The following is a 23,739-nucleotide window of genomic DNA, read 5'->3' on the forward strand; positions in this document are numbered from 1 at the left end:
ATAATCCATTTGAATACGCAGATGACTTGGTTAAAGTAAGAGTATCACCATCTTGTGATAGTCCTAAAATTGGGTGTAGCCACGACCTTAAGGTAACTAACGGGGTTTATGCTCAAGATCAGCTACCATTCGGCACATACGGACTATGTTTGTGATAGAAGGAAAAATCTTACTGGGTGTAGAAGAGGAAATATAAGTTACTTCGAAGGATGGACTTTACAAGGGGACGATGGATTTGACGTATTAACATTACCTTGAGGAGTAGTCCGTTATTAAGCCACCGGGTGCTAGTGCCAGTCCTCTATATTTAGACAGAAGTAGAAACTTCCTAGTTGGAGAAATTCCTCACTGTTCATTGATATTATATTTTTTCATCAGTTCTCTAGCTTTTTCAATTCCTTTGTCTGTTAGGTAAACTGATTTTGACCGCTTACTGTCACTAATTAATTCATTCTCTGACAATTCATTAAGTGACTCGAAAGGATAACCTTTCCAACTCCTCTTAGCTACACCTAAACCATAATCATCATTAAAAGAAGTCAAATACAACAATAATAACGTTAGTTCATCAATTTGATCATTCATAAGTGAAGTTCCTTCCCTTTTTAAAATAATATTTATATAAATTTACATATCCACATATCCATATTAAATTTTAAATAAAATTTGCAATTTAAACAATTTATTTAACTAAAGGGGCATTTAGTGGAAGAAATATATCAGTTAATATCGACTTCGGCGAATTATAATTATAGTGTTTTTAAGTGTTTGAAAGGAGATATTTATGCCTGTTATTGTACATCAACAATTTATTAGAGCACCTATAGAAATATGTTTTGATCTTGCAAGAAACGTAGATATTCATACTCAAACGACCTCTAATACAAAGGAAAGAGCAATTGATGGAGTGACAGGAGGGTTATTAGAACAAGGCGATACCGTTACCTGGGAAGCCATTCACTTTGGTATTAAACAAAGGTTAACAGCCCAAGTGACATTAATGGAAAAACCTTATAAGTTTGTAGATGTTATGGTGAAAGGAACTTTCCATTCATTTGTTCACACCCATCAATTTAGCGAAGAATCTGGCGGAACTATAATGATAGATAAATTCCAGTATAAATCACCATTAGGTCTAATTGGCGTTTTAGTGGACAAGTTATTTTTGGAGAAATATATGAGGGCATTTATTGTTTCGCGTGCAAAGGCACTGAAAAAAATTGCTGAAAATATAGATTAACCTTGGTTAACAAAAAGTTGCTTAAGTTCAAGAACAGCTGATAATCGTTAAACTGATTATTGAACGTATTAATAGTGGTGGCAAAAATATTTCGAAATTAAAAAGGTCGAGCTATCCGAAGAGTATAAGGAATTTGTTACCTACAGTGAACAACCAAGGGTAAATTTTTTGGGGATTCAAATTGGGTGGTGGTATTAGTTTCATACAGAAATGTAAGTAGATAAGAATAAAAATAATTGTTTTAAAAAATGCACACAATTAGAACGTGCATAAATTTGTATTAGAAATATTAAACATCATAAAACCAGATATAGGAGCGGAACTTACGTTATAAAAAAAGGACCACTATTTAGTGATCCTTTTCTGTAACGAATGACAATCTGGCTAGGATTGCGTTCACTACTCTAGTCGTAAATTTATTATATCCATTTATATGTAAAATCAATCGGTGTATTTTACTTTCGGCTAGTAATAGAAGGAATGCTTCAATACAGATTGGACGTCTCTTTAAAGCATATTTATAAACTTAACCAGCTGCTTGGTACTAATGCATTCCCATTTCGCCACGGTTCTTCAACTAGAGCATTCTGAAATTTGTTATCCTTTATGTTCGCGTGGTCAAAAACTATAATTTGTAAATCTGGGTATAAATCATTACATACATCAAATAACAGGTCATACATCCGCTTAACAGCAATACTATCTTCATCAGTTATCTCGTTAATATCTCCTTCGAGCTTTTTATATATTTCTGGAGGGAAATAAACTTGAGTTGGTTGATCTAGTACTAAGAAACCCGGGACTGGACGTGACTTTCTAATAAAAAATTTATGAAGTGCGAGAAGTGCTATTAAATGGCACCCAAGCCAGTTCTCACCACTACCCATTCTATTCATTGGGATAGGTCTTTCAACGCTATCAGCTACTACAGTTAGATTTTTTAAATCTAATCTGTAGGGGAAATTTGAATGTTCTAAATTTAGATACTCCGCCCATTTGGTCATTTGTATCCCAATTATATTTAAAATTGAATCTATTAGTTCTTCAACATTTTCTTGACTTAGCTTTTTAGAAATTTCAGTTATTAAAGCTTCTAGCTCTTTAATGTCTTTTTTCTCAATAGCCATTTCATCTTCTGGTTTCATATTTTCTAAAAAAAGACTTATTCTTCCAACGACCAATGCCTTTCTATTATTAGTATCTTTTATATTTTCCATTGATTCTTGGTGTTTACTTAGCATATTTATTTCTAAATTCTTCTCTGCTAACTCTTCTTTAATACTAGTTGATTTTTCGGTTAATTTGGTTAAATGACTATCAAGATTTGCTTTTTCTGTACTTACAGTTGATAGGTTATTAGATAATTCGGAAATTGAATCCGTCATTTCCTTTATAGTGGGTTGTATATTTATTAGATTTGATGAGCACAATGGACAAATATGATCATTCTCCGCCTCATTATACAAACCAATAGATTCAAGATGAGAAACTTGGTTACGAACTTCTTCAGAATAAAAATTTATCATTTTTTCGTAGGAATTAATTTGCTTAATTTGATCGGTAATATTTTTTAATTTCTTTAATAGCTTCTTCCGTTCTTCAATCAATTCATTTAATCTATCATTTTCGGGTTCTATTAAAGGAGTAGGTTTCCATAATAAAACTTGTTTTAAAATGTCTATCATTTCATTATTAGTAGCAGGTGAGATTTTAATACCAACTAAATTAACGGCTTTAGCTTCTTCAAATAAGCCACTAGATTGGGTTATACCTTTTCCACTAAGTTTTTCTGATTCAGATATCTTTTTTTGCAAAGCTTTTAGTTTTCGTTTATTAATACGCAATTCGTTTTTTAATTTTAACGTATCATCTCTAACTGCACCTAAAAAGTAGGGGAGAGTATCTTTTATTGCTTGGGGCATAAATGCGTCACTTTGACGGTGAAATAATACCTGTTCATTTGCAACAAGACTTTGCTTTTGAAATAAAAAGAACTTCGTATGCTTAAAATTAGCCTCTAAGGAATCTCTTGTATGTCCTTCTGGTGGATCGTTTAAATTTGGACTTATTCCAACATTTCTTGAGAGATACTCATTAATTGCATCATCATTGCTATTTAAAAATAAGTTTTCAATACTAGGTGTATTTATTTTTGTAGCTATTTGTATAAATGCACCACTTTGACTAGCAGCATTCCCTTTGGGAGTGGGTTTGGCTATAAAAACTTCCGAATTGTTATTAGAAAGTTTAATGGCGAACCACGCTACAGAATTTCTAATAACTCCATCCGGAATAATGAATTCAGATCGTCCCAGGCAATAATCAATAATTGGTATAATTGCCGATTTACCTGTTCCAGACTTACCAGTAATTATATTAACCTTACCAATCTCAAAAGGAATTGTTCTAATATCTCCCTTATTACTATATAGAGTGATTTCTTTAATTTGCATAGTCATACTCGAATCCCCCATAGTGCATAAATGGTTGTTGAATCTCCTGCATTAGCAAACCATTTCCCAACAAATTTTGCTTTATTTATACTGCTAATAATCTCTTGTGTATCTGGTGTGTTTTTTCTCTTGAATCTAATTGACCCTTCAACCAATTTTCCACTTTCATTTATTGATAAAATGCCTCTATTAAGTAGAAATATTAAAGATTCTTTCACGAAGGGAATTAGTTCTCTAACAATAGAGGCGAAACCAATTTTATAATCACTATTATCTTTAATCCAATTATGTAATTGAGTCCTAGTAGTGTTAGGTAATCCTTCTCTAAAAGATTTTATAACGATTAATGGTAATGCAACAAACGTCAATTCATAAGGTACACCACCAGACTGTTGAGATTGATAAGAAGAGACAAAAACCTTTAAAAGTCTTCCTAAGTATGCTGGATTATAAAAATATGCGACCTCAGCTGGTCTAGTATTCCAAGGAATCATACGCTTTTCTCCTTATAACTTTCTAACAAATCAGAAAGCCGTTCTTTAAATTTAGGGTGCCATCCTAAGCAAAGATTATTTTTATTCGCTAACATATGGTAGCTTCCCCTCATTACATAAGGTTCTGTACAGTTTCTTCTAATATGAAATTGCGAATCATTCATCCAATCAAAAATTTCCAAGCCTCTCTCAATAAGGCCATCTTCTTGTATAGGTTTACTTGAGCGGTTTATTCTATTAAATTGTCTCTCCCATTCATCAATTAATTTACTTTCGTATCTTTGTAGCTCGCCAACAAAAAGAAGTTCATCTTTTACCCATCTAGATCTTTGAATAAAGGCTCTATAATAATCTTTCATTGAAAATTCTATACTTTTGGTATCGAGATTAAGTAAGCGAAGTTGCTCTATAAATAACATATTCTCATTGATAGTACTGGTATCTAATCTAGTGGGCGTTTCATCAAAATAATCAATCGGTAAAGAATCCGGTCTTAATTGTTCTGCGAAATCGTTGATGATATCTTGTATCTCATACCCAGACACAAAAAATATTGATTTATCGACTAGATGATGAATGACTTTATTGAACCACCATCCCTCTAACCTTTGATAAAGTGGTTCTAAATACATACGTCTTGTAGTAAGTTTTAAGCGATTCTTAATCAAATCTGAAACCTCTAAAATATCTGGACTACTATCCATTATATATATAGCCTTTAGAAGTTCTAGTTGATCATCTTCTGTCAATTTAAGAAAGGTATCATAGTTAACTTTATTTGTTTTACTTTTAGAGTTTGTTATGAATGATAATAAAATTTCCTTAGCCTTTTCAGGGTTTCTATTCAAATCTGCTTTCAAATAATATGGAGCAGATTCCTCTGGTGTTGTCCCGGTAGTTATTAATGATAGAATTACCCCAGGCAATTCAATTTCTTTATTTAATATTTCCTCACTCCATACTCTTATAGTTTTCCATAAATCGCTGCAACCATTGGTTAAAGTAGCTGACTTATTTATATGGTGCTTTAACTGAATTAGTTCAGCCGGTGTACCACCTTCTTCAAAAGCAACATCATCCAATCTTTCTATTGAGACTTCCTTTTCAAGATTTTCGTCCTTCAATATAAGATACAGTGCATATCTAACTTGATATATGTAACCAACTGCTGAGCTACCCGCCGAGAACTGATTTGACACTCATAATCCTCCCTTCTAGAATGTTTTCCCCTTTATAGACTCAAATTTGGATCTATACCACAAAGCCAACAAGAAAAGCTATGATTATGAAACTATCCCATTTGTACTATAAATAATCTTAGCATAAATAGAAGATATTGGATTATCTGATATATATTATTTTATTTTTTCCAAAAAAGTTTTGTAAATTTATATATAGATTGCATACAGGAAATACATTAAGACTTTAGACAGAAAAAGCATTGGGAAAATTAAAGAAGGAACAAAATCCCCATTTTTAAAAGGATTTTCAGTTACTATATCGAATTTTTATGGAAAAAATTAACAGGAGTATCAGGTTCTTGAGATTTACAGAATGGACTTTAAAATATGTTGAAATGGGGCTGTCGTTGCGTCATCTTTTTCTTATTAGACTAACGGAGCAGGTATGTGGAAGAAGGCATTCTTGCTAAGGAAACGGAATATTTATTTACAAAAAAAAGGTATAACACGATAGGAGGTGTTTTATTGAAAAAGGATAATAAGAATGAAGAAAAAAGCAAAATAGAGACCAATGACGGTTGGAATAGGGCCTTTTATGACAGTCCTACAATCGGTGGATTAATTGTAATTGGATTAATTATTGTTTTTATTATTTATAACATCTTCTCCAAGTAACTTTTATGATTCTTCATTACGGAAGAACCGTTTCTCTTTAACAAAAGGGCGTTTAGTTTAACAACCGCCTTGACCTTTCTTGTAATAATATAGGAATATACGTTCTGTTTAGGAGGATTTATGATAATTCAAAACAAAAAAAATGTAATTGAACTAATTAAACAAGATGAATGGATGATGGAAATATTAAAAGCAGCGAAACTATTAAATCTTCCAGATTGGTGGATATGTGCCGGTTTTGTACGATCAAAAATATGGGATACACTTCATAGTTTTAGCGATAGGACAAATACACCAGATGTGGATGTAATCTACTTTGATGATACAAATATTGATGAATTAGAAGAAAAGAAATTAGAAGATAAGTTAAGAAAAATAATTCCTAATGTTCCGTGGTCTGTGAAGAATGAAGCAAGAATGCATACAGCTAATGATATTCCACCATATTCTTCTTCGGTTGACGCAATATCAAAATTTCCAGAGACAGCAACAGCATTAGGTGTAAAAATAGATGAACAAGAAAATGTCATTTTAACTGCTCCTTGTGGAATAAGTGATGTACTAAATATAGAATTAAAGCCCACACCTTATTTTATGGAAAATGAAGACTTAGCTATTATATATAAAGAACGGATAATTAAAAAGAATTGGAAAGCTACTTGGAACAAGATTAGAATGAATCAAGATGGTTTGTTAGTTGGGGTTAACTGGAATGCGAAGTTAATTGGATTAGAAGTAGAACCTTATGAATTATTTAAAGAATTGGAGGAAACATTGGAAAAATAATATAGTCATCTTCAACGGGTGCTTTAGTTTAGGAGTGTGGTTGCTGCGGCAGCCATTTTTTATTGTACTAACAGGCAGGATTGTTTAAGAAGGATATTGAAATTTTATTATTTATAAGGAGGGATTATGTTGAAAGAAACTACTGATAATAATGAGTTTGAGAATACGATAGATGCTGTTAATCAACTTACAGAAGCTGATGCTAAATCATTGTTAAGATTAATCTATGGATTTGTAAATACTGCTATGACGGTAAATGGCGGAGATGCAGTGAAATTAGAGGTTGTAGATAAAGTATCGGATATTTATAAACATATTCCAGATCTAAATAAGTTAAGAATTAGATAAAAGGATAAAAAATTTGATTATTGTTCAGGTATTGTGAATAAATGTACTTAAAGTAAAGGGTGCTTTAGTTGAGGAATAAAGAATTATTTGAGAGTATTTGAATTAGCCGTTATTGTACGAAATACGGCTTTAAAATAGAAAATAATAGCCTATTTTTAAACTGAGGATGGTATTATGAATAAATTCACACACGTAAAATGTCTAAAAGATGTAATAGAAGAGGGTGTTATGATTTTTAAAGAAGGAGAAATTTATAAAATTGTAGGGTTTGATTATAATTCACTTGTGTATTATATTGAGCCAGAATTTTACGAAGACAATCTGTTACCAGATGAATTTGTCATTTCACCGTTAAATTATAATTTTAAATTTTTGGTTATAAAATGAACAATACTAGTTTGAGAGGAATTAAAGATTTGCATAAACCGAAGCAATTCTTTAATTACGAAAGACCGCTTTTCTTATTCAAGTAACGAAGCAGAAGAGTTGAATAAGAGGTATGCTATTATTGGGGTGATTATATGAAATACACTTGTCCTTGTTGTGGGTATAAAACATTAGGTGAAGAACCACCAGGAACATATGCTATTTGTAGTATTTGCTTTTGGGAGGATGACGATGTTCAATACAAAGACCCAGATTATGAAGGCGGTGCAAATGATGTTTCCTTAAGACAGGCACAGCAAAATTTTATAAAATATGGGGCTTGTGATGAAGGCAGCATTAAATTTGTTAGAAAACCAAATAAAGAAGACATTAAAGACCCAAATTGGAAACCGTTAATATAAAGAGAGTTATTAATCTAATGGATGCGATTCTTCAATTATGAGGGATCGCTTTTTCCTTATTTAAGTAACGGGGCAGGTTAGTTAAATAAGGATTTACACCACTTCAAAAAAATCCCATAAAATAGTATAGTTTAATGAGAATACCTTTTAAGGAGTTTGTATATGGAGTTAGTTACAAGTAAAGTAGTTGCCATTGCCTTTTTCTTATTAATCATAACGATGATTGAGACTTTAGCTTATTCGACGAGGATTTCCGGAACCAGGGTGAGATTGATTGCTACTGCCATATCATTGTTTAGTACTTTAGTGATTGTTTCAAGACTCTCAACTATGTTTCAACAACCTTTAACAGCTAATCTTATTGCTGAGGCACCTGATTTAAACAAATTAAGCTTTATAGAAGGTCAATATAGGGTGTTAATTGGGGTAACATCTCTTGGTGTATTAATAGGAATACTTTTATTCCCCACCTTTATAAACATTTTTTCAAGAGCTATTATTCAATTATCTACTGAACGAGGCTCGGTAGTTTCTACATTATTTAAGCAATTAAATCGAAATGGAATTAAAAAGGTACTAAGATGTTTCCAAGTACCAAGATTTACATACTTACAAGGAATTACATTTAAAACAATTCCAAAACGGCTATTTGTAATTAATATTATTGTCTCTGCTGTATTTACAATTGGAGTTTTATCTTCTTTATATGCTACGATGCTTGTTCCAGAAGATTATGCACCGACAGCGTTAATGTCTTATGGAATTATTAATGGTGTAGCAACTATCTTATTAACCTTATTTATTGACCCAAAAGCATCCGTATTGGCCGATAGAGTAATGAATAATCAATGCGATTATGTCTATTTAAAAAGTTATTCCTTAACTATGATTAGCTCTAAATTTGTGGGAACGATCGTGGCTCAATTACTTTTTATTCCTGCTGCATATTACGTTGCTTGGTTTGCTGAGTGGATATAGTTGGTAAATTCAAATCCTTTGGGAACGTCCTGCTGTAAGTGGTGGAATTTTCGATTGGGTTGACTGGGTAAGTATCACATTAACCAATAGTTTAATAAAGTTATTCCATTATATAAGGGGCAATATTATTTGAAGCCTAAAAAACTGGAGTTTAAGAATGAAAAGAAGAAATCTTATAAAAAAATATTAAAGGTAATTATTATAATCGGTGTATTATTTTTTTCATTGATCGGGTATGGAGTTTATTGGGCTTTCTATGATATGAATAGATTGCCAAAAGGAGAATATCTAACAGAAAAGACATCTCCTGATGGAAAATACACTCTAAAAGCATATATCACCAACGGAGGTGCTACTACATCATATGCTATCCGAGGCGAGTTGGTTTTTAATGAAAAAAATAATAAAACCAAAAATATTTACTGGAATTATGGAGAAGATATTGCAAATATAACTTGGACAGACCTTGATACAGTTGTGATTAATGATCATTCATTAGATGTACCAAACGATAAATATGATTATAGAAATCAATAATTTATCTCATCTATAGGGCAAATGCAGAAAATCCAATAATGATTGCTAAACTATCTCTTCTTTGTTCAAAGGGGAAGGTTATTGGAAAAAAAGTTAAAGCTACAACGGATTCTGTTCCTTAAGGTGCGTTTCTAAAATAAGTGGAGACACATTTTCTAATTCCACAACCGGGGCAGGATTGTGGAATTAGGAGATAAGATAATATTTAGGGTCAATTAATCCCCATATTTCTTAAAATTCTTTTTTGGTTCAGATCGATTGCTGTACAGGTATTCAGCATTTTTTATAGAATAGTGTTCACTTACTTGGACCGTCAGCCAGGTAAATGCACCGCCTATAATAATTCCTGCTTTCCAGTATCCTAAAAGAAATGAAAATATGGTTATCACTAATAATGTGACAAGAATAATTACTAATACTTTTTTCAAAAAATTCCACCTTCTTCTTAGTATTTAAGGACATTTACGTTCTTAACTCAAGTAAGGTTTCACTTCCTAGAGAACAAATAGTATTTTTTGGATATATTTTCGAATAGAGTTCTCACTGCAGTACCTTGTTGTTTGCTAAAGGAACAGGTTTGTGGCATAAGAAAAAAACCTCTAATCAAAAATTTCTTAAAAAGAATCAAGAAGTGTGGGTTTTTATGTAAAATTTTTATAAATAGTTCCATTTAACAAAGGGAGATAGTATGAAAAAAAATATTATTATCATTGTTTTAGTTTTAGTTTCCTTGTATTTTGTAGATACATATATAAAACTCTCAGATGAAAGTAAAATGGAAGAGGAGTATGTGAATAATGAAAATGAAAAAGATAAGAAAGAATTAGGGGTTAAAGAATACAAAGACATTTTTAAAGAATCTATAAAAATTGCCGATTCAATGGATATAAAAAATGAAGAATTAAATTTAATAGTTGTAAAACTTATCGCCTTAAGAAAAATTGAGAATGACAATAAGCAAATAAATAAAACTGAATTATTAGAGGAGGCACGAAGGGATTCCAAAAAAATAAATGCTTTTCTTTCTGTTGCACGAGATGAATATGACATTAACGTAACAGATATTGAAATAGAAAACCACATTGAAAGTGAGAAGAAAAATTCCTATAATGATCCTATTTTAAATGGTTATGCTCAAGCATTGGGTATAACAACTAAAGATTTAATATATAAAAAAGAACGGAATATAATTGAACGAGAAATTTCAATTAAAAAGCTTCTACCTATATTAAAAGAGAAATACAAACTTACAGAGGATTCTGTTGTATTAGATAAGTACATTGAGGAAGTAAATAGTTACATAGCTAAGAATACTTAAATAAATTGAAATTTGGAGCAGTCATTTTAGACGGCTTTTCTTAATGTACTAAAGGGAAGTATTCCTGGAATAGATGAGTTAAGTTCAAATATGTGAAAAAATGCACTTAAACTAAAGGGTGCGTTAATTTAAGAAGGATTAATGTCTTTTTTTGTTGAAGTTAATATACGAACGAAGCAGGTTTGTTATATAAAGAGATATACTTTGTAGCAAAAGCAAAGGGAGAGTTTTATGTTCTGGATATTTTTGAGTATTGTTGTAATATTATTTATCTTATATGTTATATACAGCCTTTCAACTATCAAATATCAGTTAAAACAGATTTCTAAACACCTTAACGTTAATGATGATGAAATAGAAAGGGTAAGTAATGAAGAAATTGAAAAAGAATTAGAAGATAATTTAAAAAAGTAACCATTATTTCCATAAAAGGGAACTTGTTCTTCTTAAACTATAGGGTGCTTATACTTAAGATCAGCTGCCAAATCAGGTGGCTTTTTCTTTTTATACGGGGCAGGAATAGTTGAATAATGCATAAATTGAATGGGATTGAGAATAGGTGAATATATATGTGAAAAACCCCTTTGTGGGGAGGTAAGTATATTGCTATTATCAATACTTAAAAAACCAGAGGAACCTTTAATCTGTGTCAAAATAGTAGGTTGTGCTAATGTAGAAAATTTGATTGTTACTTTTATAGCAATATTGATTATATATTTTGGGTATCGGTTCATTTATAAAAAGAAATGACTTGGTTTATTCAATTAACGGGGTGCGATGATCTAAGAAGGATTAAAGCTTCTTTTGTCGAATTGTCTTATTGAGCAATCGGGGCAGGTTAACTCAAGAAGAAATTAATACTGTGAAATGCTATAATTTTGTATTTTGTTATGGAGTTGAGAAAGTGGAAGTATTAATTTACACGTTAATTTTATTTGTTATCCCGTTTATTTACCAAAACAAAATTATAATATTATTTTATATGAAAAGTAATTCTTTATTGGCGGCAGTATTTCTCACTAGTTTAGTTAACTTAATTCTTTACTTTGGCGGCATTATAGGATGGTCGTATTATAGTTTTAACGCCGATATAGGATGGGATATAGAAACTTTAATTTTGAGTGGGGTAGTATTTACAATCCTCGTTTTTATAACGAATTTATTTGTAATGATTATTTATTTAAATGTTAGAAAAAAGCACTTAATTAAACAAAGCTGTGGTGAATAGGTATTAAACTCGGTCGAATAGGTGATAGAGAGAGTTTATATTTATCAATCTGGTCAAGATTTTTCTGCTTGTTCAAATAAAGGGAAACATTCCTGAAATACAAAAAACTTTGTGAAGAAAAACACTTAAACTATATGGAGATTTTGTTTTTGATCTGCTGCTAATCAGGCAGCTTTTTTCTTTTTTTTATCAAAAGGGGCTGGTTAGTTTAAGAAGCAGTTTCCAAAGTACAGGCATTCCTTTGATTATTGCAGAATATTAATTATAAAACCACAATTATACCGGAGGAATAGGTATATTAATATAAACAGTTAATGTCAAACCGATCTGTTCGGATAGTTAGCATTTTGGCTATCTATATAATGAGAAGGAATAAACTAGAGAGGTACAAGGAGAGTTTAAAAAATGGATATTTCAAAAGGTGTAAGAACATCGGGTGCCTATGTTTTTTATAAAGGGTTATTTATATTTCAGGTAGGTCCAACAAAAGATGGAGATAAACTTGGGGTGGTAAGATTAGGGGGACACAGAGAAGGTAATGAAACAGCATTAGTCACGGCAAAGCGGGAAGCTTTCGAAGAGGCTAATGTAAACATCATTCCGTTTAATTCCAAGAATACATTTTATCTTAGAGAATGGACTGACGAGCCTGTTAGAGTAAAAGTAAATGAACCAATTTCTCCAATTCTAATTAAAGGGAGTAAAGAAGTCTCTTATACCGTGATGTTTCTTTCTTATACATTAACAAAACCTACTCCTTCTTCCGAAACAAAGGGGTTATTGTTGCTATCTCCAGCAAATATAGATCTTATTTGTGATGATAAAATTACATTAAACGACTATCTTAAACTAGGTGGAATTTCTATCCTACAAACAGACATAGATCATAATTTAATGTTAGAGCCTTTTCCTCAATTAGTCTTCCTATCAAAGTTATTAAAAAAAGAAACAGAACTAATGAATTCCTATATTAAAAATTCTTATTAAATAAATGGTTGTTGCCGGTTAACCAAGAGTTCTAAGGCTGCTCAATTTTCTTATTCGACTAAGGGGGCGATAAAATTGGATATAGAAGTTGGATATTTACCGAAGAGATACTATGACTCAAATCCTGATGCTGGAGGTTTTTTTCCGTTTGCACTAGAAGGCACTACACCATTTGTTTTCTCTATGGATGGCTTTTATCTGCCAGAATGTGATGAAAATTTCCTGCCATTGTGGATGAGAAATATTAAAGCATTTCCACTTTATTTTTGTGCTGAAGTTCCTTCCTATTGGAAAGATGAGTTTGAAAATAATTGCAAGGAATTCAATATCAGTTATAGATACTTAACTAACAAATACGAACGTTCAGTTTTAGTTACTGAAATTCAGAATGAAAAGCAGTTTCAGGAGATTTTCCCTTTCTATATTACTCTTGGTAGTGGGAATGATTTAGTTTTATGGTCCACAAATAAAGATGTATTTAGTGTAGAACAAAGAGAATGGAAAGGAAATTGGGAAGGGAAAGTTGCGGAAACAGTAGTGGTTAAATTGGAAGTTGATACAAGTATTTTTTGGATTGGCTATGATGGAGATAACATTGCGGTTATCTCAAATCAATCGAATTTCTCAACATATGAAAAAATAATCAAGACTTTTCCCGATTTTGTAGTTCCAAAGTTATGTGAGTACGAATAATTTTAAAAAGTATAATGATTATGAGACCCCTGCTAAGAGAAGGTCTCATTTGTTTGACTAAAAAACAACAATAATTATTTAACATAGACTTCTTTAGAGAAAGGATTGAACTTTGTTAAAATATATTGCTTATTTGTCAAGATTGTTAATGATAGCACCTGTTTTAATAATAGGATTTAAATTAGACATTGTTACTGTATCAATTTTTTACTTGTAACGGGAGTGTTATTACCAATTATCTATAGCAAAATGAAAAAGGACAAATCTCAACACAAACCCAGTTGAAAATTAAAAATATCCTACATTTAATTGAGGTAGTATATTCAGGATTTCCTGCCGAATTAGGCAGCTTTTTCTTATTCCATAAAAGGGGCAGGAGTAATCGGGTGTATTCGCTTCTTATATTGAGGGAGTTTTGTTTATGAAGGAAAAAATTAAATTTTGCAGGGTTGGTGTAATGATGATACCTTTTATCGTCTTAATCGTCTAATTAATCGAAGTGGTAAAATATTGTAAATCAGCGTATAAGTAGCTTTTTAACTTATTTATTAGCACAGGTAAGACTCCTATAAAGTGGAATAATTTAGACGCTAGGAGGGGATAGGTATGTCATACTTTAAATGGCATTATATTGGTTGGTTAATTTTGGGGTTAACACTTGTTGTTTCTTATTTTATTGTTCCGCATAAATACGGTTTTACTGCTATTATTGTCTTAACTGCGTTGTTTGCTATGTATGACTTATTTATAATGTTTATGGCAAAAAGATGGGAAAATAAAAATAAGAATCAGAAAACCACGAAGAATTCCATCAGATCTTAGGGTTGAAAGGAATATATTAAGTCTTCATTATAGAACTGAGGGGAATGTGTTCAGACTAGCTGCCAAACTAGGCAGCTTTTTATTGTTTAATTAAAAGGGAGGTTAATGTAAGAAAGGCATTCTTGCTAAGGAAACGGAATATTTATTTACAAAAGAAAAAGGCATAACACGATAGGAGGTGTTTTATTGAAAAAGGATAATAAGAATGAAGAAAAAGCAAAATAAAGACCAATGATGGCTGGAATAGGGCTTTCTATGGCAGTCCTACAATCGGTGGATTAATTGTAATTGGATTAATTATTGTTTTTATTATTTATAATATCTTCTCCAAGTAACTTGTATGATTCTTCATTACGGAAGAATCATTTTTCTTTAACAAAAGGCCAGGTTAGTTGTAAAAAAATAATTGCCAACCAGTCAACTAAAGTGTAAAATTACACAAAAATAATTTATTTTGAGGGAGTGGTTATTGTGAGTGGTGAGACTTTACCTGGTTGGTTTTGGTTTGTTTTTTATCTGTTTTTAATACTTACACTAATAACAACATCTTTTAGTCTTATACGGAAAAGAAACGTCCTCATTTCCATAATTAATTTGTTTTTAGTTATAACTGTTCCGATAGTTGGTTTATTGAAAAATGAACTGGAATATCTAATTATTTCAATTAGTCAATGGTCTCTTTGGGCAATATTTGTTTTACTAGGATTTTTGTATATGCTATTTTGGTGGATTCATTTTTTTTGGAGAAACAAAAAAACATCGTTATTAAGCTAACGGGGGCAAGATTTGAAGATCAGTATGGATCGGCAGCTCTTTTTCTTATTTGACCTACAGGGCAGGATAGTTTAAAAGCATTTAGTATAAATTGAAAATTAAAAATATATTGAGATTGACTTCAGGAAAATATTTGAATAAACTATTCTTAATTATGAGTAAAGGCTAAGAAGAGAAAAAGTAAAATGATTTTGTTTTTCCACAGAGAGCTTCGGTAGCTGAAAAGAAGCAAAAACATTCATTTGAAAAATGATCTCTGAGCTTCGTACTGAACATACTTTAATGTATTAGTAGGCTACGACGAGTTTTGGCACTCGTTATCAATGTCACAGTATAAGAGTAGCGTTTTTTACTCCGTACTTGATGAGGCAGATGGTGTGAACCATTTGCGAAATAAGGTGGTATCACGTGGAAATTCAAACCTCGTCCTTAACTATTAAGTTAAGGCGAGGTTTTTTTGTTTTTAACAATTAATATTAATTTTAGGAGGTTTATTTATGAGTATTTTTATTGGTGGTGCTTGGGCTTATGCTAATGGCTCATTACATCTTGGTCATATTTCGAGTTTATTGCCTGGGGACATTTTGGCAAGATACTACCGTTTAAAAGGAGAAAAGGTTTTATATGTATCAGGAAGTGATTGTAATGGAACACCTATTACAATCAGAGCAAAGCAAGAAGGTGTTTCACCAAAAGAGATTGCTGATCGATATCACCAAGAATTTGCAGAATGCTTTTCAAAATTAGGTTTCACATACGATGCCTATACCAGAACCGATACAACACACCACCATAAAATCGTTCAAGAGATATTTTTAGAGTTACTGGATAAAGTCTACATCTATAAAAAGGAAATTGAACAAACCTATTGCGAATATGATCAGCAATTTTTACCTGATCGTTATGTTGAGGGTATTTGTCCTCATTGTGGTGCAAATGCTCGCGGCGATCAATGTGATGCTTGTTCAAGTGTTTTAGAACCTCTTGAATTGCTGGAAAGAAAGTGTAATATATGCGGGAATCTTCCTACCACTAGGTTCACAGAGCATTTTTACTTTTCATTAAGCACATTTCAAAATGTTTTGGAAAACTATACTCAAGAAGCAGAAGACAAGAACCTTTGGAGAGAAAACGCCATTTCACTTACTAAACGATACTTAAAAGAAGGTTTGCAAGATAGAGCTGTTTCAAGGGATTTACCTATTGGCGTAAGTGTTCCAGTGGCAGGATATGAAGGTAAGAAGATCTACGTTTGGATTGAGGCTGTGTCAGGATATTATACCGCCAGTAAACTATGGGCGAAGGAGACAAATCAAGATGACTCGTCGTTTTGGAATTCATACGCCAAATCTTACTATGTTCACGGTAAAGATAATATACCATTCCATTCGATTATATGGCCTGGGATTCTTGCTGGTCTTGGAAAAGAACCATTACCAACGCATATTGTTTCAAATGAGTATTTAACTTTAGAAAAGAAAAAATTATCAACAAGTAAAAATTGGGCTGTATGGGTTCCAGATATTTTAGAAAGGTACGATCCAGATTCGATAAGATATTTCTTAACAATAAATGCACCAGAAAACCGAGACGCTGATTTTTCTTGGAAAGAATTCATTTATAGCCATAATAGTGAATTGTTAGGGGCTTACGGTAACTTCGTTAATCGCACATTAAAATTTATAGAAAAGTCATTTGATGCTGTTATCCCAAACAAGGACATATCTTCAATCATTCAGGATAAAGTTAATCATTTATACTACGAAGTGGGTAATTGCATTGAAAATACAGCTTTCAAAGAAGGATTGGAAAAAGCGTTTGAACTAGTTAGATTTTCTAACAAATACTTTGATGAACAGCAACCTTGGAAACAAATTAATGGTAATACCGAGTCTTGCAAACAAACTATGGCAGATTGTGTTTATCTTATTGCAAATTTAGCTCATATTCTTAATCCATTTCTTCCTATTTCAAGTAGAAAAGTCAAGGAAATGATACACATAAAAGAAACCGAATGGAGAGATTTTACTGTTAAATCGCAGCACTTGTCTAAAGTAGAACCATTGTTTGAAAGAATCGACCTAGTAAGAATTGAAGAAGAGCTTGAACGGTTAAACAACCAAAATTTTTAAATTTAAGGATTAAAATTTGTTTTTATATTAAAAAAATACCTTATTTAAATGGTGAAAGATTACACTTTCTATAAAGGGTGCGTTGCTTTAAGGTCCAGCTGCCATCTTAGGCGGCTTTTCTTATGCACTAAAAGGGAAAGGTTAGTGGAATAAGGAATGAAATAACTCATAAAAAATGGACAACCAGAAATATCTTGTTGTCCTTATAATACGAACGAGTGCTATAGTAAAAAATATCAGTTGCATATGTACTTGTTTTTGTAAAAGTCACGGAAATAATAATCTTTTGTTTCATTTGAAAATCCTCTGTACAAAAAAAGCAGGGTCCTGGTGAACTACGCATAACCTCTGCTTCATTTTAACATTCCTTTATTTACATTACTTACAAGTAAAAGTAAAAGTCTGTTTATATTCCCTTCCCTTAATCATCTTACCGTCCACACTAGTACTAGGGTCATCTTGCCAAGTAATAACTACTTCAAGTTCAGTTGCTTTTAATGAAATGGGTAAATTGCCAAAACTAAAGTCCAAACCTTTTTTAAATACGTCCTGTCGTTCATTTGGCGTATGCAGTCCATATTTAGTCATTGAATTTGAGTCGCCTCTATAAAAATCAATTTTAACATTCTTTAGTTCTTTTCCTATGTTGGTTACCTTTAAGCTGTACATTTCATTGACACCCTTTTGAGGTCTTGCCATTTCATTATCATATTTTACTTCTCCTAACTCAACCTTCCATTGGTCAGATTGCTTTGTAATCGGGACTTTAAATAGTTGATTAGAATCAGCACTTACGATTGTTCCAATGCTTATAAGAAATAAGACAACTAATGAGCCTATAAGTTTTCTTAACACTATATTACCTCCAATTTTATTGGCAATTCTTTCGAAAGTATTATTCCAAGCACTCATTTTTTTATTCGACTAAAGGGGCAGGTTAGTGAAATAAGAAGGAAATATTGTAAACTGTAATTAAAGGCTAAATTATGCAGGTTGAGGTAGGGGTGGAATCAATTGGATAAGACAGTCACTTTTTCATTCAGTAGCACAAAATATGAAGCTACAGAGGCGACAGAAACATTTAATTTTAAAGAATTAGGTATTGATGAGGATTTGGATAATGAAGCACTAAAAATAGAAATTGATAGAATTTTTCAAGCTTGGGTTTGGGATAAACTCAACATTTCTTTTAGTATTGTTATAAACAAGGACAACCGTTAGTACAGATATCAAACGAGAAACATATTATTATTTAAAGGGCTTATATTTAAGGTCAGCTGCCGAACCAGGCAGCTTTTTCTTATTTAACAAAAAGGACAGGTTAGTCAATAAAGGTTACTAACCATTTGTAAAAATGTGGTAAAATAAAAGTGATTGAGGAAGTATTCGGAAGGAGGTAATTCTTTGTTTTTATATCATATGGTCATTTACAATAATAACGGGGAAAATATAAATCCCCAAAGGGTTTTAAAGGAAGGGTTAAATCATAAAACAGCAACAAGATGGTATTCAAGAGGTGCTAATTTCTTTCCACAACTAACAGAGCGTTTCAGACCCGTAAATCTTCCCAAATGGATTGATTTTAAAGTTGCTTTTGGTGCAGATTTGGAACCATATGAAATACCTTACTTTCGTTTTCCTGTTTCTAGTGATAAAATTCTAGTTTTTAACTTCGATATTTCAAGTGATTTATTTGCTCATATTGAAGCTATCCCTGACGGAGGGAAAGGGTATCTTGTTGAAGGATTACCTTCAAAGGAGGTTTTAATGAAAGAGTATTGGGAGAGTATGACTACTCTGGCAGATTACCTGAAGTACAAGCCTTTTAATAATCCTGAAGTTTATATTTTTGAACCTGTCCCACCAAATTTGATCGTGTATATTCGTTAAATTCTTTTAAGAAACGGAAAATAGGAAGTACCTTCCGGAGAAAATTTTTACTTTGATGTTCACTTAATCCCTTTAATTTTGCCGCTATTTATTAGGCGGTTTTTTTTTGAGTTTATGGAGTAAGAAGTAAACTTTGTGAAAGAATGTACTTAAACTATAGGGTGCATTACTTTAAGATTCAGCTGCCATCTTAGGTGGCTTTTTTTTGCACTAAAAGGGGCAAGTTTGTTGAATAAGTAAAATAAATTATTATGGAGTATTAGACACGTTCGTTAATCCAATTAGGAATAGGACAAAGATTATGAATCTTTGTCCCAAAGATGTGTACCATATATAAAACCACCATTAGTATTTTTTATATTTTAAGTAATTAGAGTTTGAGGTGGGAACCTGTTTTATTATGTTACCTTCCTCTTCCTTATATATTTCATACTCTCTGTAAGTTTCAACGATATATCCGTCAACTTCTTTATCTTTATCTTTCTCATATAAGTATTCTAACTCAGGTATGATGGAATCTAAATTCTCTTCGTTTGTTTCTAAATCATTTTGAACACTAGCATCTGTCTCTAAATATTCTATGCTAGGACTTCTCTGAGAAGTTGGATTATTGGTATATACCCAAAAAATACAGACTATCATTACACCTACTAAACCAAATATTTGGTTCAAGATTATCTCCTCCTCTATGGAAATTACAATTAAAAATATGTTTGTCCACCGATTAATATAACTACAATAAATAAGCAAATCCCTTTGTTATGTCGATAATCAGCTGATGAACAGTAAGATAAAAATTTCGTTAAGAAGAAGGTGGTTTTTCAATTATTAGTGAATAGGTTATAAATCAGTTGCCACACCAGGCAGCTTTTTTTTATTACGCTAATGGGATATTTAGGTCAAAGTTGGGGAAGATACCCTAAAAATGCTTAGGGTGATGTCGATGTATAAATTAGTTAGCTTTTTCTTGTTATTTGTTATTTGCATAACATTTTCAGTAAATAACGTATTTGCAAATTCAAATGATAAACCTCAACCTTTTGAACAAATCTATCCTGATATTGGATACAAGACTGTCGAAGAAGCTGTAAGTGAAGTTGAAAAGCATTTCAAACAAAATTTGAAACTGCCACTTAGAGTTCCTCCAATCGAATTCACACACTTTTTTGGAAGATTTAGTGATTTAGATGGTGAAATAAACGACTCATTTGAAGTGAAATTTATTAGTGATAATTCACCTAAAAATCATTACAAAATTGATGTACGACCTATTAAGCATAAAATTCCAATAAGAGATAAGTATGTTTTGGATGTTTATGAGCTGAAAAATGGCATTCAAGCCACATATATGAATATAGCTGGTTTTAATTCATTAGTTTTCGATAGGGGTAATTGGCAATATATGCTGAGTGTTGATAAAAGGGTTTCTGACACGGTGACTCCTGAAGTACTAGTTGAGATAGCCAATTCAATTGATTATCCTGGTTAACAGAAAAACAGATTATGATTGTAGGCATAGGGAACTTTTTTTAAAAGTTCCCTTATTTACTGTTTAACACAGCCAATTGTTTATGTTTAATTTCAGCTGCTAAATTAGGCAGCTTATTCTTATTGTGCTAAAAGGGCAGGTTTATTGAAGAAGGAATACGTCTTCCTTTTATAGAATACAAAGGGTTAAATAATTAAAAGTATGAAGGGGTTCAAAAAATGATGGTTTTCCTTCCAATAGATCAAAGACTATTTATTATAAGTGAAACGATTAGAAAAATTGAGCGATACTTTGTTCATTGGGAAGACAGTGTTATTAGTCCGGAAGAGCTTTCATCACTTACTTCTTATTACTTTCAGAAGGCGGCAGAGTTAGAAACAGAATATGATTTTACCTTATTAATGTGGGAATTAATTGGTTGTCTTCGAAATGGACATACCTGGTACGTAGACAAAACAATGGTACCCAAGTATGGACTTCCAAACTTTATCCTTGAACCAATATCGAATGAATGGATAGTAAAAAACTCTTTTGATGAAGACTTAAAAATTGGAGACTTGATTGTTTCAGTAGAAGGAAAGAACCTAACTGAATGGTATAAAGAACTTGGAAAATACATTGGTGTTAATAAGGAGACATCCCGTAAAATAAAAATGGGACACATACTATCTTACTTTTTTAATAATAAAAAGATAGAGGTAGAGTATTTTGATCATAAGGGTACTTTAAGGAGCAAAAATTTCCATTGTTTAGATGCAGATAATTTTACCAGGTTATATAAAAATGCTTTTATCACCACTCAGGGATATTGGATTAAAGAAAATAAAGTAGCTTACATTAAGATTCCAAGTTTTAGCAGTAGAAACTTCGAGAAAGAAGCAATAAAACTTATAAAAGAATTTAAAAATTCACCTTCATTAATAATTGATTTGCGTGGAAATGGTGGAGGAAGTACACCTTTGGACTTGATTAACCTTCTTATGAATATACCTTATAATTCTTGGCTTGAAAGATCTAAGCACCCTGAGTGGATGTACAAACGTTACCCAAATGAAGAATTTGAATTTCAAGAAGACTTTAGATATACATTATGCGGACCAATTAAATACCATCCTAAAGACATTGAAAATTGTTATCAGGGAGAAATAATTATTTTAGTTGATAAATATACTGCTTCAGCTGCTGAGGACTTTACAATGCCCTTTAAGTATCATAAACGTGGAATTATACTCGGAGAGTCTACCTATGGATCAACTGGTCAACCAGCATCTTCAAACTTAACTGAGAATGTAAATTTGGGAATTGGTTCTATTCGAGTATATTATCCAAATGGTGATGAATTTGAAGGGATTGGTATTGAACCTGACATTCAAGTTTATGTATATAGAGAAGCCATTTATAGTAAGACTGATTCTTATATTGAAAAGGCTTTGGATTTATTAAATTTATAAGAGTTTACAAATGGGCACGTTATGAAAAAAAGAACTTAAACAAACGGGTGCAAGAGTTGAAGATCCCCTGAGGTCGGAAGCTCTTTTTTATTCGACTAAAGGAGCAGGTTAATTCAAGAAGGATTAATTCTTTTCTCATTGAATTTATTATATTAGTGGAGGTGGAAGTTATGAAAGAGATGGTAAAAGGAACGTTTAATCAACTTGCTAAGGTCTATGAAAACAGTGTGGATACAATCAGTTTTTATAATAGTGAATATGAAAGACCATCAATGTTAAGACAGTTCCCATCAAATTTAAAAGGTAAAAATGTATTAGATGCTGGGTGTGCTGCTGGCTGGTATACTCTCCAATTAGTCAGTAAAGGGGCTAATGTTATTGCAACTGATATTAGTCCTGAGATGGTTAACTCTACTAAGAGGCGTATTGGGGAAAAGGCACAGGTCATTTGTTTAGATTTAGAGGACGAATTACCTTTTGGTGATAATTCTTTTGATTTTATTTTAAGTTCACTTACTCTGCATTATTTAAAAGAATGGGATTATACATTTAGTGAGTTTCAAAGGATATTGAAACCAAATGGTAACCTTCTGTTTTCAGTACATCACCCTTTTACAGACATAAGATTACTCCAAGATGCTAAATATTTCTCAACTGAATTAATAATTGATAAATGGAATAAAGAAGGGAAAACATATGAAGTGCCTTTCTATCGAAGACCTCTAGGTGATGTTTTAAACACAACACTAAAATATTTTTCTATTAAAGAAGTTATTGAGCCTCAGCCTACAATGACTTTTAAAGATAAAGCACCTGAAAGCTATGACCGACTAATGAAAAGTCCACAATTTCTAATTATCAACGCAATTTCAAATTAATATTATAACTATATTGTAGTAATAGGAGCATTAATCCAAAAAGGATTTATGCTTATTTCGGCTGAAATTTATTGTACTAAAGGGGCAGTTTAGTTGAAGAATATTCCTGAAGAAAAAGCCCCCTTCTTACTAAGGATGTCTGCATTCAGTTACTTCGTTTGGCTTTAACCTTCTGCTTTTAACATCAATAGCTCGCCACTCCATACTATATTTATAGTAACTAAATCATATGGGATATCGTGAGCACCTTCAAATGTTGTTACCTGCACGGTGGCATTAAAGTAGCTGTAGGTTTCGTATGGTTCCACTTTTTTTATTTGGAGAATCCGATCGCAATAAAACTGCTTCGGTTTACCGAAATGTTTTTCGAGTGCTTTGTCGATGGATGGCCAAAGCAAATTGAGGATTACATCATCACGCAACTGTACATCATTTTTAGTTACGGTTTCAGCTTGAACGGGAGAACAAGAGAAAAGAGTTAATCAGGCAAGCAATATTAAAAGGCTTTTTTCATAAGAATCCTCCATTTAATGTTGTTCTTATTATCAACATATAAAGAAATTCTTATTAAAGTAACAAGTGATTATGTTCTAGATC

At 31.9% G+C, this 23,739-nt stretch carries 28 protein-coding genes and 1 other annotated feature; of the genes, 20 read left to right on the top strand and 8 right to left on the bottom strand.

Translation table 11 applies throughout. From position 1 onward, the window contains the following. Positions 1 to 345: 345 nt before the first annotated feature. A complete protein-coding gene (locus AC0VZ9_RS08225) occupies positions 346 to 585 on the bottom strand; it encodes a DUF6429 family protein (protein WP_475397214.1) in 240 nt (79 codons plus the stop codon). A gap of 199 nt (positions 586 to 784) precedes the next feature. Here AC0VZ9_RS08225 and AC0VZ9_RS08230 point away from each other — a divergent pair, with 199 nt between their 5' ends. Continuing rightward, entirely contained in the window at positions 785 to 1,240 is a 456-nt protein-coding gene (locus AC0VZ9_RS08230) for an SRPBCC family protein (protein ID WP_475397215.1), read from the top strand. A 518-nt stretch (positions 1,241 to 1,758) separates the two neighbouring features. Here AC0VZ9_RS08230 and AC0VZ9_RS08235 read toward each other — a convergent pair. From AC0VZ9_RS08235 to AC0VZ9_RS08245, 3 genes are read right to left on the bottom strand one after another with little or no spacing between them, the layout of a single operon-like run. Continuing rightward, a complete protein-coding gene (locus AC0VZ9_RS08235) occupies positions 1,759 to 3,699 on the bottom strand; it encodes a DUF3732 domain-containing protein (RefSeq protein WP_475397216.1) in 1,941 nt (646 codons plus the stop codon). After that, complete coding sequence (locus tag AC0VZ9_RS08240) at positions 3,696 to 4,187, bottom strand: three component ABC system middle component (RefSeq protein WP_475397217.1); 492 nt, start codon at positions 4,185 to 4,187, stop codon at positions 3,696 to 3,698. The genes AC0VZ9_RS08235 and AC0VZ9_RS08240 overlap by 4 nt, the downstream gene beginning before the upstream one ends. Then, complete coding sequence (locus AC0VZ9_RS08245) at positions 4,184 to 5,386, bottom strand: ABC-three component system protein (RefSeq protein ID WP_475397218.1); 1,203 nt, start codon at positions 5,384 to 5,386, stop codon at positions 4,184 to 4,186. Before AC0VZ9_RS08245 ends, AC0VZ9_RS08240 begins: the two co-directional genes overlap by 4 nt. A 429-nt stretch (positions 5,387 to 5,815) precedes the next feature. Between AC0VZ9_RS08245 and AC0VZ9_RS08250 the strand changes: the two genes are divergently transcribed. From AC0VZ9_RS08250 to AC0VZ9_RS08280, 7 genes are all read left to right on the top strand, one after another. Then, positions 5,816 to 6,043: a hypothetical protein gene (locus tag AC0VZ9_RS08250; RefSeq protein ID WP_475397219.1), complete on the top strand. Its 228-nt coding sequence runs from the start codon at positions 5,816 to 5,818 to the stop codon at positions 6,041 to 6,043. Positions 6,044 to 6,163: 120 nt separating this feature from the next. Next, on the top strand, positions 6,164 to 6,829 hold the full coding sequence (locus AC0VZ9_RS08255; RefSeq protein ID WP_475397220.1) for a nucleotidyltransferase family protein: 666 nt from the start codon (positions 6,164 to 6,166) through the stop codon (positions 6,827 to 6,829). Positions 6,830 to 6,955: 126 nt separating this feature from the next. Continuing rightward, on the top strand, positions 6,956 to 7,177 hold the full coding sequence (locus AC0VZ9_RS08260; RefSeq protein WP_475397221.1) for a hypothetical protein: 222 nt from the start codon (positions 6,956 to 6,958) through the stop codon (positions 7,175 to 7,177). 174 nt (positions 7,178 to 7,351) lie between these two features. Next, entirely contained in the window at positions 7,352 to 7,564 is a 213-nt protein-coding gene (locus tag AC0VZ9_RS08265; RefSeq protein ID WP_475397222.1) for a hypothetical protein, read from the top strand. Positions 7,565 to 7,698: 134 nt separating this feature from the next. Then, positions 7,699 to 7,965: a CPCC family cysteine-rich protein gene (locus tag AC0VZ9_RS08270; protein WP_475397223.1), complete on the top strand. Its 267-nt coding sequence runs from the start codon at positions 7,699 to 7,701 to the stop codon at positions 7,963 to 7,965. Between the two features lie 162 nt (positions 7,966 to 8,127). Then, on the top strand, positions 8,128 to 8,943 hold the full coding sequence (locus AC0VZ9_RS08275; RefSeq protein WP_475397224.1) for a lipid II flippase Amj family protein: 816 nt from the start codon (positions 8,128 to 8,130) through the stop codon (positions 8,941 to 8,943). A gap of 129 nt (positions 8,944 to 9,072) precedes the next feature. Further along, positions 9,073 to 9,480: a DUF5412 domain-containing protein gene (locus AC0VZ9_RS08280; protein ID WP_475397225.1), complete on the top strand. Its 408-nt coding sequence runs from the start codon at positions 9,073 to 9,075 to the stop codon at positions 9,478 to 9,480. Between the two features lie 215 nt (positions 9,481 to 9,695). On the opposite strand, the gene AC0VZ9_RS08285 is transcribed toward AC0VZ9_RS08280, so the two are convergent. Beyond that, a complete protein-coding gene (locus AC0VZ9_RS08285) occupies positions 9,696 to 9,908 on the bottom strand; it encodes a hypothetical protein (protein ID WP_475397226.1) in 213 nt (70 codons plus the stop codon). Between the two features lie 260 nt (positions 9,909 to 10,168). On the opposite strand from AC0VZ9_RS08285, the gene AC0VZ9_RS08290 reads away from it, so the two are divergent. The 7 genes from AC0VZ9_RS08290 to metG all read left to right on the top strand — a co-directional run bounded on the left by AC0VZ9_RS08290 (position 10,169) and on the right by metG (position 17,434). Beyond that, positions 10,169 to 10,798, top strand: a complete 630-nt coding sequence (locus AC0VZ9_RS08290; protein ID WP_475397227.1) for a hypothetical protein — start codon at positions 10,169 to 10,171, stop codon at positions 10,796 to 10,798. A gap of 231 nt (positions 10,799 to 11,029) precedes the next feature. Then, entirely contained in the window at positions 11,030 to 11,212 is a 183-nt protein-coding gene (locus AC0VZ9_RS08295; protein WP_475397228.1) for a hypothetical protein, read from the top strand. 490 nt (positions 11,213 to 11,702) lie between these two features. Beyond that, the gene (locus tag AC0VZ9_RS08300; RefSeq protein WP_475397229.1) at positions 11,703 to 12,026 is read left to right on the top strand and encodes a hypothetical protein; all 324 of its coding nucleotides are present in this window, start codon (positions 11,703 to 11,705) and stop codon (positions 12,024 to 12,026) included. A 405-nt stretch (positions 12,027 to 12,431) separates the two neighbouring features. Next, complete coding sequence (locus AC0VZ9_RS08305) at positions 12,432 to 13,013, top strand: NUDIX hydrolase (RefSeq protein WP_475397230.1); 582 nt, start codon at positions 12,432 to 12,434, stop codon at positions 13,011 to 13,013. A gap of 75 nt (positions 13,014 to 13,088) precedes the next feature. Beyond that, on the top strand, positions 13,089 to 13,706 hold the full coding sequence (locus tag AC0VZ9_RS08310; RefSeq protein ID WP_475397231.1) for a hypothetical protein: 618 nt from the start codon (positions 13,089 to 13,091) through the stop codon (positions 13,704 to 13,706). A gap of 606 nt (positions 13,707 to 14,312) precedes the next feature. Continuing rightward, the gene (locus tag AC0VZ9_RS08315; protein ID WP_475397232.1) at positions 14,313 to 14,528 is read left to right on the top strand and encodes a hypothetical protein; all 216 of its coding nucleotides are present in this window, start codon (positions 14,313 to 14,315) and stop codon (positions 14,526 to 14,528) included. Positions 14,529 to 15,460: 932 nt separating this feature from the next. Further along, positions 15,461 to 15,736: a binding site (T-box leader), on the top strand. A gap of 63 nt (positions 15,737 to 15,799) precedes the next feature. Further along, the gene (metG, locus tag AC0VZ9_RS08320; protein WP_475397233.1) at positions 15,800 to 17,434 is read left to right on the top strand and encodes a methionine--tRNA ligase; all 1,635 of its coding nucleotides are present in this window, start codon (positions 15,800 to 15,802) and stop codon (positions 17,432 to 17,434) included. 378 nt (positions 17,435 to 17,812) lie between these two features. Here the strand turns inward: metG and AC0VZ9_RS08325 are convergent, their stop codons facing one another. After that, positions 17,813 to 18,289 (bottom strand): hypothetical protein, encoded by a 477-nt coding sequence (locus AC0VZ9_RS08325; RefSeq protein WP_475397234.1) that lies wholly within the window; start codon positions 18,287 to 18,289, stop codon positions 17,813 to 17,815. Between the two features lie 159 nt (positions 18,290 to 18,448). Here AC0VZ9_RS08325 and AC0VZ9_RS08330 point away from each other — a divergent pair, with 159 nt between their 5' ends. After that, entirely contained in the window at positions 18,449 to 18,655 is a 207-nt protein-coding gene (locus tag AC0VZ9_RS08330) for a hypothetical protein (protein ID WP_475397235.1), read from the top strand. 183 nt (positions 18,656 to 18,838) lie between these two features. Next, the gene (locus AC0VZ9_RS08335) at positions 18,839 to 19,324 is read left to right on the top strand and encodes a hypothetical protein (RefSeq protein WP_475397236.1); all 486 of its coding nucleotides are present in this window, start codon (positions 18,839 to 18,841) and stop codon (positions 19,322 to 19,324) included. Between the two features lie 345 nt (positions 19,325 to 19,669). Here AC0VZ9_RS08335 and AC0VZ9_RS08340 read toward each other — a convergent pair whose 3' ends face one another. Next, on the bottom strand, positions 19,670 to 19,996 hold the full coding sequence (locus AC0VZ9_RS08340) for a hypothetical protein (protein WP_475397237.1): 327 nt from the start codon (positions 19,994 to 19,996) through the stop codon (positions 19,670 to 19,672). 271 nt (positions 19,997 to 20,267) lie between these two features. On the opposite strand from AC0VZ9_RS08340, the gene AC0VZ9_RS08345 reads away from it, so the two are divergent. From AC0VZ9_RS08345 to AC0VZ9_RS08355, 3 genes are all read left to right on the top strand, one after another. After that, positions 20,268 to 20,813 (top strand): hypothetical protein, encoded by a 546-nt coding sequence (locus tag AC0VZ9_RS08345; protein WP_475397238.1) that lies wholly within the window; start codon positions 20,268 to 20,270, stop codon positions 20,811 to 20,813. 218 nt (positions 20,814 to 21,031) lie between these two features. Then, entirely contained in the window at positions 21,032 to 22,264 is a 1,233-nt protein-coding gene (locus tag AC0VZ9_RS08350; RefSeq protein ID WP_475397239.1) for a S41 family peptidase, read from the top strand. 170 nt (positions 22,265 to 22,434) lie between these two features. Further along, complete coding sequence (locus AC0VZ9_RS08355) at positions 22,435 to 23,142, top strand: class I SAM-dependent methyltransferase (protein ID WP_475397240.1); 708 nt, start codon at positions 22,435 to 22,437, stop codon at positions 23,140 to 23,142. 164 nt (positions 23,143 to 23,306) lie between these two features. On the opposite strand, the gene AC0VZ9_RS08360 is transcribed toward AC0VZ9_RS08355, so the two are convergent. Further along, the gene (locus AC0VZ9_RS08360) at positions 23,307 to 23,564 is read right to left on the bottom strand and encodes a DUF3888 domain-containing protein (RefSeq protein WP_475397241.1); all 258 of its coding nucleotides are present in this window, start codon (positions 23,562 to 23,564) and stop codon (positions 23,307 to 23,309) included. Positions 23,565 to 23,739: the final 175 nt, after the last annotated feature.

This window comes from Cytobacillus sp. QJM3NY_8, from assembly GCF_056173585.1.